The organism is Nonomuraea sp. 3N208, from assembly GCF_052245935.1.
Classification (GTDB): domain Bacteria; phylum Actinomycetota; class Actinomycetes; order Streptosporangiales; family Streptosporangiaceae; genus Nonomuraea.
In genome coordinates this window covers 36,170-50,102 of the sequence record NZ_JBQQBR010000001.1, presented here as the reverse complement: position 1 = coordinate 50,102, position 13,933 = coordinate 36,170, and the positions used below count along the sequence as shown (strand labels likewise).

The 13,933-nt window shown below is 69.2% G+C and carries 13 protein-coding genes; 8 read left to right on the top strand and 5 right to left on the bottom strand.

Features of this window, described 5'->3' with window-relative positions:
• Positions 1-288: 288 nt before the first annotated feature.
• Positions 289-903 (bottom strand): CGNR zinc finger domain-containing protein, encoded by a 615-nt coding sequence (locus ACTWPT_RS00270; protein ID WP_443175148.1) that lies wholly within the window; start codon positions 901-903, stop codon positions 289-291.
• A 28-nt stretch (positions 904-931) separates the two neighbouring features.
• Between ACTWPT_RS00270 and ACTWPT_RS00265 the strand changes: the two genes are divergently transcribed.
• Positions 932-1,810: an arginase family protein gene (locus ACTWPT_RS00265; protein WP_443175147.1), complete on the top strand. Its 879-nt coding sequence runs from the start codon at positions 932-934 to the stop codon at positions 1,808-1,810.
• On the opposite strand, the gene ACTWPT_RS00260 is transcribed toward ACTWPT_RS00265, so the two are convergent.
• On the bottom strand, positions 1,807-3,348 hold the full coding sequence (locus ACTWPT_RS00260; protein WP_443175146.1) for a hypothetical protein: 1,542 nt from the start codon (positions 3,346-3,348) through the stop codon (positions 1,807-1,809). The two genes, ACTWPT_RS00265 and ACTWPT_RS00260, sit on opposite strands and share 4 nt — an antisense overlap.
• A gap of 100 nt (positions 3,349-3,448) precedes the next feature.
• On the opposite strand from ACTWPT_RS00260, the gene ACTWPT_RS00255 reads away from it, so the two are divergent.
• On the top strand, positions 3,449-4,228 hold the full coding sequence (locus ACTWPT_RS00255) for an SDR family NAD(P)-dependent oxidoreductase (protein ID WP_443175145.1): 780 nt from the start codon (positions 3,449-3,451) through the stop codon (positions 4,226-4,228).
• A 9-nt stretch (positions 4,229-4,237) separates the two neighbouring features.
• On the opposite strand, the gene ACTWPT_RS00250 is transcribed toward ACTWPT_RS00255, so the two are convergent.
• Positions 4,238-5,209 (bottom strand): FAD-dependent oxidoreductase, encoded by a 972-nt coding sequence (locus ACTWPT_RS00250; protein WP_443175144.1) that lies wholly within the window; start codon positions 5,207-5,209, stop codon positions 4,238-4,240.
• Between the two features lie 267 nt (positions 5,210-5,476).
• Here ACTWPT_RS00250 and ACTWPT_RS00245 point away from each other — a divergent pair, with 267 nt between their 5' ends.
• The 6 genes from ACTWPT_RS00245 to ACTWPT_RS00220 are packed head-to-tail and all read left to right on the top strand — an operon-like array spanning position 5,477 to position 11,478.
• A complete protein-coding gene (locus ACTWPT_RS00245; RefSeq protein WP_443175143.1) occupies positions 5,477-6,571 on the top strand; it encodes an ABC transporter ATP-binding protein in 1,095 nt (364 codons plus the stop codon).
• Positions 6,564-7,652: an ABC transporter ATP-binding protein gene (locus tag ACTWPT_RS00240; protein WP_443175142.1), complete on the top strand. Its 1,089-nt coding sequence runs from the start codon at positions 6,564-6,566 to the stop codon at positions 7,650-7,652. Before ACTWPT_RS00245 ends, ACTWPT_RS00240 begins: the two co-directional genes overlap by 8 nt.
• A complete protein-coding gene (locus tag ACTWPT_RS00235; RefSeq protein WP_443175141.1) occupies positions 7,649-8,584 on the top strand; it encodes a carbohydrate ABC transporter permease in 936 nt (311 codons plus the stop codon). Before ACTWPT_RS00240 ends, ACTWPT_RS00235 begins: the two co-directional genes overlap by 4 nt.
• Before the next feature lie 5 nt (positions 8,585-8,589).
• Positions 8,590-9,411 carry a carbohydrate ABC transporter permease gene (locus ACTWPT_RS00230; protein WP_443175140.1) on the top strand — a complete coding sequence of 274 codons (822 nt, stop codon included), beginning with the start codon at positions 8,590-8,592 and terminating at the stop codon, positions 9,409-9,411.
• A 3-nt stretch (positions 9,412-9,414) separates the two neighbouring features.
• Positions 9,415-9,690 (top strand): DUF2160 domain-containing protein, encoded by a 276-nt coding sequence (locus tag ACTWPT_RS00225; protein WP_443175139.1) that lies wholly within the window; start codon positions 9,415-9,417, stop codon positions 9,688-9,690.
• Positions 9,691-9,708: 18 nt separating this feature from the next.
• Positions 9,709-11,478 carry an ABC transporter substrate-binding protein gene (locus ACTWPT_RS00220; RefSeq protein WP_443175138.1) on the top strand — a complete coding sequence of 590 codons (1,770 nt, stop codon included), beginning with the start codon at positions 9,709-9,711 and terminating at the stop codon, positions 11,476-11,478.
• A gap of 46 nt (positions 11,479-11,524) precedes the next feature.
• Here the strand turns inward: ACTWPT_RS00220 and ACTWPT_RS00215 are convergent, their stop codons facing one another.
• Together ACTWPT_RS00215 and ACTWPT_RS00210 are read right to left on the bottom strand one after the other, a co-directional pair.
• The gene (locus tag ACTWPT_RS00215) at positions 11,525-12,631 is read right to left on the bottom strand and encodes a dienelactone hydrolase family protein (RefSeq protein WP_443175137.1); all 1,107 of its coding nucleotides are present in this window, start codon (positions 12,629-12,631) and stop codon (positions 11,525-11,527) included.
• Between the two features lie 13 nt (positions 12,632-12,644).
• Positions 12,645-13,925, bottom strand: coding sequence for a Gfo/Idh/MocA family protein (locus ACTWPT_RS00210; RefSeq protein WP_443175136.1), 1,281 nt, complete (start codon positions 13,923-13,925; stop codon positions 12,645-12,647).
• Positions 13,926-13,933: the final 8 nt, after the last annotated feature.

Genomic DNA, 13,933 nt, shown 5'->3' with positions numbered 1-13,933 from the left:
CTCCCGAGAAGAATGTGGTTTTTGACGCCAAAACCGCTAATGGCAAGGTCCGCTCTCTAAGTACGCCAATCTGCCCGGGAACGGTATGGAAAATCCTCCCGTGACTGCCTTCCAGGCTGCTGTCTGCGAATGATGCGTTCGCTGTTCGCCTACAATCCGGGCATGCGCCTGCACTGGCCGTTCATCAGCCGCATCGCCGAACTGGAGCGGATCCGGCGGGTCCTGGCAGCAGGAGGCAGTGTGGTCCTGGCCGGGCCGCCGGGCGTGGGGAACAGTCGCCGCGCCCACCTACCGGTGTCGGGCGCGGGAGGCGGAGGCGTGGGCGCGGTTCGCGCAGCGGGTGGAGCAGAATTGGCGGCGGCCCGGGCGGCTGCGGTCGACGAAGGCGTCCTGGCACGGTCGGGCCGCGCACAGGCGCAGGCGTTCCCAGTCGCCTGACGCGGCGAGGTCGAGCAGGTCGGCGACGGAGCGGACGGCGAGGCGTTCGGCCAGTGGGGCGTCGGCAGGCGCGGTGAGACGGAGGCGGGGCAGGCCGTCCGCATCCTCCACAGCCGCCCGGACCGGCAGCTCAGCGGTCCACCGGGCCAGGGCTCGCGTCCGTACGGGAGGGTCGCCCGCCAAGAGGACGGCGCGCAGCCGCTCCCGCACGGCCCGGACCGCGACCAGGGCCGGCGGGACCGCCTTCATGACCGCCACGGCCGCGTCCAGGTCCGCCGGGACCGCCTCCAGCCCCCCTGGAGCCGAGTCCAGGTCCGCCGCACCGGGCCGGAGTTCCACGCCCAGCTCACGACAGAAGCGGCGCAGCTCGGGCACGTCCGGCAACCGTTCGGGATCGTCCAGGTATTCGTCCCACGTGTTCGCCAGATCGATCGCCACGATCCCCGTCTCCGCGAACTGGCGCATCCGCCCTCCCCTTGCTACCGTCACGAGTATGACCATAATAACCACTGACAGAGATCTGATCGTCCTCGACGCGCCCTCCAACCTCGGTCTGTGCCCGCCCGCCCGCGGCGCCGTCCCCGGCTGCTACAAGGCCCCCTGGGCACTGCGGAACGCCGGCCTGGTCCGGCGGCTCGGCGCGGCCGACGCGGGCGCGGTCGTGCCGCCCCGTTACGTGGCCACGTGGAAACGCGGCGACGGCGTGCGTAACGGGCCCGCCATCGCCGCCTATGCGCGCACGCTCTCCGATCGGCTGGCCGAGATCAACGGGTTTCCCGTACTGCTGGGCGGGGACTGCTCGATCCTCCTCGGCCCCGCCCTCGCGCTGCGCAGACGCGGCCGCTACGGGCTGGCGTACGTGGACGCGCACGCCGACTTCCGGCACCTGGGCAACTCCCCGCACGTCGGCGCGGCGGCCGGGGAGGACCTCGCCCTGGTGACCGGCCGCGGTGACGACTACCTCACCGACATCGACGGCTTGCGGCCGTACGTCCGGGACGAGGATGTGATCGTGCTCGGGGTGCGGGACAAGGGGGATGTGCGGGACATCGCCGGCAGCGGAACCATCGCCTACCTTCCCGGCAGCGACATCGACCTCGGTAGGGCCAAGGAGGTGCTGGTCCGGGAGGAGGTCGACGGATTCTGGATTCATGTGGACGCCGACGTGCTCGATCCCTCCGTGTTGCCCGCCGTGGACTCCCCCACCCCGGGCGGACTCGACGCCGCTCAGCTCACCGACCTGCTGCGCGGCCTGGTCACCCTTCCGGGAGCCGCGGGACTGGAGGTGACCATCCTCGACCCGGACCTGGACGAGGACGGCAGCCAGGCCGCGTTGCTGGCGGACATTCTGGTAGCGGCCCTGGCGGCCTAGGGCATCACGTAGGGGGTCGTGCTGGTCTCGCCGGCCTCGTTCGTGGCGGTGACCGGCGTCGACGGGCTCGTCGGCAGGTACGGCGCCCAGGCGGACTCGAGCCGGCCCTGCCGGCCGTGCCACTCCTGCTCGATGACCTGCGAGCCGAAACGGAGCGTGCCGCCGCGCAGGTTGAAGCCCTCCACGAGAACCCCTGGCCGCCCGTTCATCTCCTTCGGGGTCACGTTCACGATGATCGGCTGCTGCCACTCGCGCACGATGTCGTCGGCCAACGACGGCGTGTCGTAGCGGGCCTGGCAGGTGAAGAAGGGCTCCCAGCCATAGGAGATGATCTTCTGTGCGCCGGTCCCGGTCGCCATGACCTGCCGGTCCAGCCGGGCTTTGGAAGGACGTCCGCGCAGCGGCAGTGGTTCGACCCGCCCGCACTCGCCGTCCACTTGCGTGGGCTCGAAGCCCTCCACGTTCACCCACAGCTCCACCCCCGGCGGCACCCGTCGCGCCGCCGCCTCGATGTAGTCGCGCGTGGAGCCGTAGTACGCCTGCGCGTAGGTCACATCACCGACCACGGGCACCAGCCGCGCCTCGACCCGCGCGTCCCGCTCATTGACCCCGTACACAGGCACCTTCCCGGTACCCCGCCCGTCCTGTACGGCGATGGCCATCGGCAGGCCCGCCCGCGTGCCGGCGATGTCGGCCATCCCCGACTCCACCTGGTCCGGCGGGAATCCGCGGCCGCGACGCGCGTCGATGTACGGGCTGACGAGGACCTTCTTACCGGGCAGCGCGGAGGCGACGACGGCATGCTGGGCGGCGTACAGCGCGATGATCGGGTCCTTGGTGGAACGCGTCCGCATCGCCAGCTCGAACGACTGATAGACACCGGCGAAGGCCGCCCCGAACCGCGTCCGGTAGTCCGCGAGCACCCGCGAGGTGAAGGCGTTCAGCGCACCCAGGTGGGCGAGGTCGGGCTCCCACGGCTTGTCCGTCTGCTGCGGCGCGGCCGGCAGCCCGGGGTAGACCGCCATCCCGTACTCCGCCGCCTCCGTCATCAGATTGCCGAGACCGTCGCCGTCCGTGGAGACGAGCACCAGGTCATGGACACGAGCGTCGCAGGACGTCGCCAGCGACACCCGGTAGAAGATCCGGCCGTCGCTCTCGATCCGCCGGTCCAGGCCGGGGCAGCGCAACAGGCCCGGCCCGAACTCCTCGCTGGTGACGTACGTGTAGACGTGCCGCACTCCGGGCACGTCGGCGCACGGCCGCCCGTCCACGACGCAGCCGGGCTCGGCGCCCACGCTGAACCGCGGCCCGAACGTGACGAGCGTGTCCCCGCCGATCGCGTGGATCGCCTCGACCATCCGCCGCGTCACGCATGGATCGGCCCGCGGAATGACCCAGTAGCCGGTGACCGCGTACGGCGCCACCACCCGTGTGTCCCGCGGCGGGCACTCCCCCGGCGGTTCCTCGGCCGAATCGGACGGCACGACGAAACCCACCACGAAGGCGACCGCCACGACCACCCACAGGATCCGGTGCACCCACGCCCCTTCCGCGCCGGCCTCCAGCCTACGCAGTCGGACCCCCGCTGTGAGCCCGCGCACGCTGATCGCGGACAATGGCGGTCAGGGGGAACACATCGTGCGCATAGATCTCAGCGGCAAGACCGCACTCGTCACCGGATCGACTCAAGGAATCGGGGCGGCCATCGCCACCGGGCTTGCCGAGGCCGGGGCCCGCGTCGGCATCAACGGCCGGACCGAGGCAACCGTGGATATGGCCATCGAACTCATGGACGGCGACCTGGTGGCGGCGCCTGGGGACGTGTCCACCGACGAAGGGTGCGAGCAGGTCCTGCACGCGCTGCCGCAGGTCGACATCCTGGTCAACAACCTCGGCATCTTCGGCGCCAAGCCGCCGCTGGAGATCACCGACGACGAGTGGCGGCGCTATTTCGAGGTGAACGTGCTGGCCGCGGTCCGGCTGACCCGCGCGTACCTGCCGGGCATGAAGGAACGGGGCTGGGGACGGATCCAGTACATCGCCAGTGACTCGGCTGTCGTCATCCCGGCCGAGATGATCCACTACGGCATGTCGAAGACGGCGTTGCTGGCCGTGTCCAGGGGGTTCGCGAAGGAGGCGGCGGGCAGCGGGGTGACGGTCAACTCCCTGATCGCCGGGCCAACGCACACAGGCGGCGTAGAGGACTTCGTCTACCAGCTCGTCGGCAGGGACCTGCCGTGGGAGGAGGCGCAGCGGGCGTTCATGCGCAAGCACCGGCCCCAGTCGCTGCTCCAGCGGCTGATCGAGCCCGAGGAGATCGCGAACATGGTGGTCTATCTCAGCTCGCCGTTCGCCTCGGCCACCACGGGGGGCGCGGTGCGGGTGGACGGCGGGTACGTCGACGCCATCCTTCCTTAGCCGCCTTCCTTAGCCGCGGCGGTCCAGTCCTGACAGCTGCCAGGCCAGGCGGCGGCGCACCACGGGGAGCCGGCCCACCAGGCCGAGCACCAGGTTCCGCAGCGGGCGGCGGGCCGCGCTCATGGTCGCCAGGGAAGTGAGCCGGCTCGCCAGGCCGACGACCTTCTCGGCGACCGGGCGCCGGGCGGCGGCGTACGCGTCCAGCAGGTCAGGCGATCCGCCGCGCAGCACCTCCGACAGTGCCTCGCCCGCTTTGACCGCGTCCTCGATGCCGAGGTTCATACCCTGCCCGCCGGCCGGCGAGTGCACATGCGCCGCGTCCCCGACGAGCAGGATCCGGCCATGCCGATAGGTGTCGGCGATGCGGTGGTGCACCCGGAAGCGCGAGCCCCAGATCACCTCGTCCACCACCGCGGGCACGGCCTTCGGGCCACGCGTGTCGAGCAGCCGCTGGACGAACGCCACGTCGGGGTGCTGAGGCGCCTCCCCCACGGTGGCCACGATCCGGTACGTCCCGCCGGGCAGCGGCGCGACCACCACTAGCCCGTCGGGCGAGAAGTACAGGATGACCTCGTCGCGCGGGACCCTGCCGCGGAGCCGCACGTCGGCCAGGGTGAACGACTCGTCGTACGTGCCGCCGCCGAAGCCGATCCCGGCCTGCTCGCGGACGGTGCTGTGCATGCCGTCAGCCCCCACCAGGTAGGACGCGCGGATCGCGCGCCCGTCGCCGAGGGTGGCCGTGACGCCGGAATCGTCCTGGGCGATGGCGGTCACCCGGGCCGGCCGCACGACCTTGACGCCCAGTCCCGCCAGCCGGGCCAGCAGGTACGCCTCCGTGTCGGCCTGAGAGATCATCAGCGTGTAGGCCCCCTCGGCCTGCCCGTCCACGATGACGACGTCGTGGCCTGACTGGGCCAGGACGATGCCGGCGGTGAGCCCCGCGGGGCCGGCGCCGACGACGAGCACATCGGTGGTGTTCATGTCTCCTCCTTCTGCCAACACTTGTTGACGTTAGGCCGGCACACCTGGAATGTCAACGTCTGTTGGCCTACGCTTGTTGGCATACGCATGCGCAGAAGGGCCCTATGGCCTTATGTCCTGATCTCTCCGCCCTTGGTTGCCATGAGCAGGGAGGACGTCGGCACGGCGATAGGCCCGGCCATTCACCGTTATCTCGACGTCAAACCGTGATTTGCACAAAGTTTCAGATGATGTTAGATGGAAGTCAGGGAGAGAGGACCGGGGAACGTGACGCTGATTCTCGATGGCGTCTCCGTACGGCAACGCGGGGAGACCTGGCTCGACGACATTCATCTGGAATTACCCAACGGAATGACCACCCTCGTCGGTCCCCTGACCGCGGGAAAGACGACATTGATGCGCGTCGCCGCCGGATTGCTGACCCCGGATTCCGGCCGGATCGTGGTGCACGGGAAAGACGTCACCGGCATTTCCGTGCGGAAAAGGTCGGTCGCCTTCGTCTATCAGCAATTCATTAACTATCCGTCGCTGACGGTCTACGAGAACATCGCCTCACCGCTCCGCCTGGACTCCGGATTCCGCAAGAACGGGATCGACCGGCGCGTTCGCGAGGTGGCCGAGCTCATGGGCATCGCCGGCCTGCTCCGCCGCCGGCCCGCGGAGCTCTCGGGCGGCCAGCAGCAGCGCACCGCCATCGCCCGCGCGCTGGCCCGCCCCGTGGACGTGCTGCTCCTCGACGAGCCCCTCGCCAACCTGGACTTCAAGCTCCGCGAGCAGCTACGCGCCGACCTCAGGACCATGTTCGCCGACACCTCAGGCGTGGTCATCTACTCCACAGCCGACCCCAACGAGGCACTGATGTTCGCCGCGCGGACCGTGGTGCTGGGCGAGGGCAGGGTGCAGCACGTCGGGGACGTCGCGGACATGTACGCCCACCCGCCCACGCTGGCCGTGGCCGCGACGCTCAGCGATCCCCCGCTCAACCTGCTCCCCGGTGCGGTCCGCGACGGCCGGATCGAGGTGCTCGGCGCGTCGTTCCCGGCGCCCCGCGCACAGGCCACCGGCCACGACGTCATGCTCGGCATCCGCCCCCACCAGGTGCGGATCGTCCGCGGCGGGCCCGGTGCGCTGGAGCTGCCCGCCGAGATCAGGCTCGCCGAGGTGACCGGCAGCGCGACGTTCCTGCACCTGCTGCTGCAGGGCGACCGGCACCTGGTCGCCCACCTGCCGGGCACCCAGCTGTTCACCCCCGGGGAGACCACGGTCGCGTACGTGGACCCCGCGCACATCTTCGTCTTCGACGAGGCCGGCGGGCGGTTGCTGGCCACCAGCGCCGCGGACCTCGGAGGCGTGCATGGCTGACATTCGCCTGGAAGGCGTGGGGCACAGTTACGACGGCGGCACGACGTGGGCGCTGAAGCCGATGACGTGGACGTGGCGCACCGCGCGGGCGTACGCGTTGCTGGGTCCCAGCGGGTGCGGCAAGACGACGCTGCTGAACATCATCTCCGGCCTGATCACGCCGACGGTGGGGCGGATCTTCTTCGACGACCGCGACGTCACCGACGTGCCGACGGCCGGCAGGAACATCGCGCAGGTCTTCCAGTTCCCGGTCCTGTACGAGGAGATGTCCGTTTACGACAACCTCGCCTTCCCGCTCCGCAACCGGAAATATCCCAAGAACGAGATCGACCAGCGGGTCCGCCAGGTCTCCCAGCTGCTGGGCCTGGACCACCTCCTGCGCCGCAGGTCGCGCCGGCTGGACCCGGGCCGGCAGCAGATCGTCAGCCTGGGCCGCGGGCTCGTGCGTTCCCAGGTGGCGGCCGTGCTGCTGGACGAGCCGCTCACGGTGGTGGACCCGGCGCTGAAGTGGACGCTGCGTAGCAAGCTCAAGGAGATCCACCGCGACACCGGGCACACGCTGATCTACGTCACGCACGACCAGACCGAGGCGCTGACCTTCGCCGACGAGGTGGTGGTGCTCAACGACGGGGCGATCGTGCAGGCCGGCGAGCCGACGGAGCTGTTCCTGTCGCCGGCGCACGAGTTCGTCGGGCACTTCATCGGCTCGCCGGGCATGAACATGGTGCCCGCCGAGATCGTCGGCGACGTCGTCCATGTCGGGCAGGCGGCCGTGGGGTCGGTGGCGAACGGCCTCCCCCCGGGGCCGGTACGCATCGGGGTGCGGCCCGAGTTCGTGCGCATTTCGCGTGCATCCCCCGGGGTGGCCGTCCACGTGACCGGGATCGACCGCATGGGCGCGTACGACCTGGTGCACACCCGGGTGGGCGAGCACCCCGTCATCGCCAGGACCGAGGCGGGCTCCGACTACCAACCGGACGCGCAGGCGTTCCTGCATTTCCCGTCGGATCGTACGTTCCTGTTCCGCGACCAGGTCAGGTGCGGCTTCCTCGCACCGCTCGACGGAAGGAGCGCCACGTGACCGCGGGCAGCCAGGTGAGCGGCGAGGTCGTCACGGCCGCGCCCGCCGAGCCCCAGGAGACGCGCACGGACCTGAAGCGCAAGGACAACCGGGCCTGGTGGCTCGTGCTGCCGGTGGTCGTGTCGGTGGCGTTCACGGCGATCATCCCGCTGATGACCGTGGTCAACTTCTCGGTCCAGGACGTCTTCAGCCCCAGCGACCGGGTGTTCGTCGGCCTGGACTGGTTCTACGAGGCCGTGCGGCGGCCGGAGAACCGGGAGGCGTTCGTCAGGACGCTGCTGTTCTCGGCGCAGGTGCTGCTGGTGGAGATCCCGCTCGGGGTGGCGATCGCGGTGGCGATGCCGCGCCGCGGATTCTGGGTGTCGGCGGCGCTGGTGCTGGTCGCGTTGCCGCTGCTCATCCCCTGGAACGTGGTGGGCACGATCTGGCAGATCTTCGCCCGCGCCGACATCGGGCTCGGCGGCTGGACGATCAACAACGTCCTCGGCATCGGCTTCAACTACACCCTCGACTCCACCGACGCCTGGATCACGATCCTCGTCATGGACGTGTGGCACTGGACGCCGCTCGTGGCGCTGCTGGCGTACGCGGGGCTGCGGTCGATTCCCGAGCCGTACTTCCAGGCCGCACAGATCGACGGCGCGTCGGGGTGGGCGACGTTCCGGCACATCCAGCTGCCCCGGCTGCGCGGGGTGCTCACGATCGCGATCCTGCTCAGGTTCATGGACAGCTTCATGATCTACACCGAGCCGTTCGTGGTGACGGGCGGCGGGCCCGGCAACGCGACCTCGTTCCTCAGCATCCTGCTGTCGAAGATGGCTGTCGGGCAGTTCGACGTGGGGCCCGCGGGCGCGTTCTCGCTGATCTACTTCTTGATCGTGCAGGTCCTCTGCTACGTCTTCTTCACCGTGCTGACCAGGTCGGGGAGGTGAGGGCGATGGCCAGGACCACCGGACGCCGGCTCCCGTGGGCACGCACGGTCTTCTGGCTGTACGTGGCCACGCTCATGTTGCCGCTGCTATGGATGTTCGGCATGTCGATCCGGCCGAACGAGGACATCCTCGGCAGCTTCTCGCTCATCCCGCAGCGGGTGACCTTCGACAACTACGTCACGTTCTTCACGGACGTGTCGTGGTATTCGAGCTATCTGAACTCCATCATCTACACGTCGATGAACGCGGTGATGTCGCTCATCGTGGCGCTGCCGGCGGCGTACGCGTTCTCCCGTTTCCGGTTCGCCGGCGACAAACACCTGTTCTTCTGGCTGCTGACGAATCGAATGGCACCGCCCGCCGTCTTCCTGCTGCCATTTTTTCAGATTTATCAGAGCGTAGGACTTTTCGACACCCATCTCGGGGTGGCCATCGCGCACATGCTCTTCAACGTGCCACTCGCCGTGTGGATTCTCGAGGGATTCATGTCGGGAATTCCCCGGGAAATCGATGAGACCGCGGCGATCGACGGCTATTCGCTGCCTCGTTTCTTCATTCGCATATTCCTGCCGATGATCCGCTCCGCGATCGGCGTGACGTTGTTCTTCTGCTTCATGTTCAGCTGGGTCGAGCTGCTGATCGCCAGGACGATCACGTCGGTCGACGCGAAACCCATCGCTGCGACGATGACGCGGACGGTCAGCGCGGCCGGCGTGGACTGGGCGCTGCTGGCCACGGCGGGGGTGCTCACGATCGTCCCCGGCGCGATCGTCATCTGGTTCGTACGCAATTACATTGCCAGGGGCTTCGCCCTGGGAAGGGTCTAGCGAATGCTCGAGTGGATGGTGTGGACCCTCCCCACGGCTCTGGTCTTCATCGGGCTGGCCCTCTTGCTCGCCGTCATGGCGGTCTGGGCCCGCATCTCCCCGCCCGTGGCCAGGCGAGGGTTCCTGCGCATCGAGACCGACCGGGGCGACCGGCTGTACATCGGCTTGATCAGCGCCGCGGTCGTCCTGGCCGCCTGGATGGCCGTCACCGACCTGTCCATGTGGCTCGCACTGGGCTGCGCGGCACTCGTGGTGGTCGTGATCGGGATATGGGGTTGACAGAAGGGAAGCCATGCAATGAGGCATCGGGCAGGCAGGTCCGCGGCCGTTGGTCTGGCCGCGCTCATTCTGGTGATCGCCGGCTGCGCGCAGGGCGCACAGCGGCCGTCCAGCGACTTCAAGGAGGCCGAGGGTAAGGCGGCGGCGCAACGCTGGGTGTCGGAGGAGTTCACACCCAGCACGCTGTCCAAGGACCAGCAACTCGCCGAGATGGACTGGTTCATGAAGGCTGCGGCGCCGTACCGGGGCATGCAGATCAACGTGGTCTCCGAGACGATCACCACCCACGAGTACGAGTCCCAGCAGCTCGCCAAGGCGTTCACCGAGATCACCGGGATCAAGATCAAACACGACCTGATCCAGGAAGGCGACGTCGTCGAGAAACTCCAGACCCAGATCCAGGGCGACCAGAACATCTACGACGCCTACGTCAATGACTCCGACCTCATCGGCACCCACTCGCGCGGCGACTACGTCATCCCGCTGTCCGACTACATGGCCGGCGAGGGCAAGAACGTCACCTTGCCCACGCTCGACCTGAACGACTTCATCGGCATCAGCTTCACCACCGGCCCGGACAAGAAGATCTACCAGCTGCCCGACCAGCAGTTCGCGAACCTCTACTGGTTCCGCTACGACTGGTTCACCGACCCGGAGATCAAGAAGCAGTTCAGGGACGCCTACGGGTACGACCTCGGCGTCCCGGTCAACTGGGCGGCTTATGAGGACATCGCCGACTTCTTCACCAACAAGGTCAACGGCAACGGGACCGTCGACGGCAAGAAGGTCTACGGCCACATGGACTACGGCAGGAAGGACCCTTCGCTGGGCTGGCGCTTCACCGACGCCTGGCTGTCCATGGCCGGCAACGGCGACCCAGGCATCCCCAACGGCCTGCCGGTGGACGACTGGGGCATCAGGGTGGAGAACTGCCGCCCGGTCGGCTCGTCGGTCACCCGCGGCGGCGACACCAACGGCCCCGCCTCGGTGTACGCGCTCACCAAGTACGTGGACTGGCTGAAGAAGTACGCCCCCAAGGAAGCCGCCGGGATGAACTTCAGCGAGGCCGGCCCCGTGCCCGCGCAGGGCAACATCGCCCAGCAGATCTTCTGGTACACGTCGTTCACGGCCGACATGACCAAGGAAGGGCTGCCGGTGGTCAACAGCGACGGCACGCCCAAGTGGCGCATCGCACCGAGCCCGCACGGGGCGTACTGGAAGGACGGCAACAAGCTCGGCTACCAGGACGCCGGCTCGTGGACGCTGTTGAAGAACACTCCGCAGGACCGCAGGGCGGCGGCCTGGCTGTACGCGCAGTTCGTCACGTCGAAGACCGTGTCGTTGAAGAAGTCGATCGTCGGCCTGACATTCATCAGGGACTCCGATGTCAAGAGCGAGTACTTCGCCGAGAACTCCAAGAAGTACGGCGGCCTGATCGAGTTCTACAACTCCCCGGCGCGCAAGCAGTGGACGCCGACCGGGACGAACGTGCCGGACTACCCCAAGCTCGCCCAGCTCTGGTGGCAGAACGTGGCCACCGCCGTGACCGGCGAGACCACGCCGCAGCAGTCGATGGACAACCTGGCCAAGCAGCAGGACGACATCCTGTCCCGGCTGGAGCGGCGTGGCTACGGCGGGAACTGCGCGCCCAAGCTGAACCAGGAGCAACCGGCCCAGTACTGGCTCGACCAGCCGGGCGCGCCCGCACCCAAGCTGGCCGACGAGCGCGGCAAGCCGGCCACGCTGGACTACGACAAGCTCATTGCACAGTGGAAGGCGGGCGACTAGGGAGGAATGGGGTGCCGCCGCCCGTGGCAGGCCGGGCGGCGGCTGGTCAGGTGAGGTGGCGGGCCAGCCAGTCGAAGGCCCGCTCCTGCCTGGGCACGTCGAAGCTGTGCGGCACCTCGGCGAACACCGCCTCGTACGCGCCGGCGTCCCCGTACCGCTCGCTGATCATGGCGTGGGCGCGGCGCATGCCCGGCTCTGGGAACAGCCGGTCGCGCATGGCGTACTGGACCATGAGCGGCTGGGGCGCGCGGGCGGCCACCAGGTCGGGCCAGTCGCCGAGGCGCGGCAGGCCCGGCGGGTAGAACATCCAGGTGTGCTTGGCCACGTGCCCGTCCAGCATGTCCCGGTAGGACGAGACCATCGCCGCAACCACGACGGCGCTCATCTGGGGGTCGAAGGCGCCCAGGAGCGCTGCCCGCAGCCCGCCGCCGGACAGCCCGGCGCATCCGACCGGGCCGACGTCGGGGCGTGAGCGAAGGTAGGCCGCCGCCGCGAGGTCCTCGCCCGCCACCACGCCCGCGAAGGAGGTGCCGAGCACGGCACAGTGCTTGGCCACGATGTGCTCATGCGGCCCGGCGAGCCGGTCGTAACGGTCGGCCTCGCTGAGCGGCGCCTCGGCCGTGGCGGGGGCCGGCGCGGGGGCCGCTTCCGGGTCGAGGGGGAAGCGGCGGCTGCCCCAGACGAACACGTCGTGCGCGAGCACGACGAACCCGCGCCTGGCCAGCTCGTTGGCGAAGGCGCGACCGCCGTAAATGGCCGCCCTGGCCCTGACCACCTCAGGCGACGGTTCTTCGGGACCGTCGGCGATCTTCTCCTTGCCGACCCATTTCATGCCGCCGTGGCAGTGCAGCGCCACCACCCCGGGCAGCGGCCCCACCGCATCCCGGGGACGCAGCAGGAACGCCCGCGTCCGCGGCCCGAACCCGACGGACCAAGAGAGCTCCTCGCCGACAAGATCGCCATCGACCCAGGTCCGTTCGACCCGCACGTCATCAGCGCGCAGGTCGAGCACCCCGAGGGCGTCGCGTGCCGCCGCCCGCAGCTCAGGCCCCGGAAGATCCGGATAAGTCCCGAGCTGCGCCTCAGCGATCCCGGCCAGCTCACCGAACACGAGCCCGGTCGGGTCGGCGAGCCCGGGCCGGTTCGCGAACACAGACCCGGTCCTCTCAGCCGACACGAGTTCCGTCGTCCACCAGGTGCACTGGCGCGCCGGTCGCGGCCGAGACGTTGGCCGCGTGCCCCGTCAGGACGCTGCGGATGCCGTCGCGGTAGCCGGCCTGCCGGGCCAGCGGGTCGTTGTCGGGACCGCGGAAGACGTCGTTGAGTAGCAGGCGGTCGCCGCCGCCGTGCCCGCCGGCCCCGGTCTCGATGGGCACCTCTTCCGGCTTGCTCCAGTGCCGGTGCAGCGTGAGCCGCTCCCACGATCCGGCCGCGTGCTTCTTGCCCGCCGCGCTCGGGTCGATGGCGGCGTGCGGCGGCGTCCACTCCCGCTCGACCACGTCCAGCTCCAGCCGCCCGGCCGTGCCGTTGAAGGCCACCCGGTAACCCTCCCAGGGGGCGTGGGCGTGCAGGGAGTAGGTCAGGGTCGCCCGGTTGTCGTAACGCACCAGCACCGACATGTTGTCGTCGATGTTCACGCCTTCACCGAAGACGTCCTGGTCCCGGATGTAGCCGTCCTCGTGCTCGGCGTCCAGGTAGAGCCGCTTGAGCCGGGGGTCGGCGGAGATGTCCAGGATGAACGGGTCTGTGCCCAGCCCGGGAGCGCCCTGCCCTCGCTCGGGGCGCTCCTCCAGGCCGCGCTTCCTGGCGTTCTCGGCGCCGTAGAAGCGCAGGTCGGTCTGGGCGAAGACGAGCTCGGGGGCCGCCCCGAGCCACCAGTTGACCAGGTCGAAGTGATGGGTGGACTTGTGCACGAGCAGCCCGCCGGAGTTGGCCCGGTCGCGGTGCCAGCGGCGGAAGTAGTCGGCGCCGTGGATGGTGTCGAGCGTCCACTCGAAGTGCACGGACGTCACCTCGCCGATCGCGCCCTCCATCAGCAGTCGGCGCACGGCCGAGTTACGCGGCGAGTACCGGTAGTTGAAGGTGACGATCAGCTTGCCGGTGCTGCGCTCGGCCGCCTCGGCGATGGCCGCGCAGCTCTCGGCGTCCACGGTGAGCGGCTTTTCCACAATGACGTCGCGACCGGCGTCGAGTGCCGCGCACACGTAGCGAGCGTGCGTGGCGTCAACGGTCGTGACGATGACCGCGTCGGCGAGCTCGAGCACCTTGTCGAACTCCGCGGGCGCGAAGCACGGCACCTCCTGGCCGATCCGCTCGACGTAATAGTCCATGCGGGTCCGGTTGGTGTCGCACAGGGCGACGATGGTGCCGGCGTCACGCCACTCCCCGAGCAGCGCGTCGACGTACATCTGCGCGCGGTGCCCGAGCCCGACGAACGCGTACTTCATGACTCTCC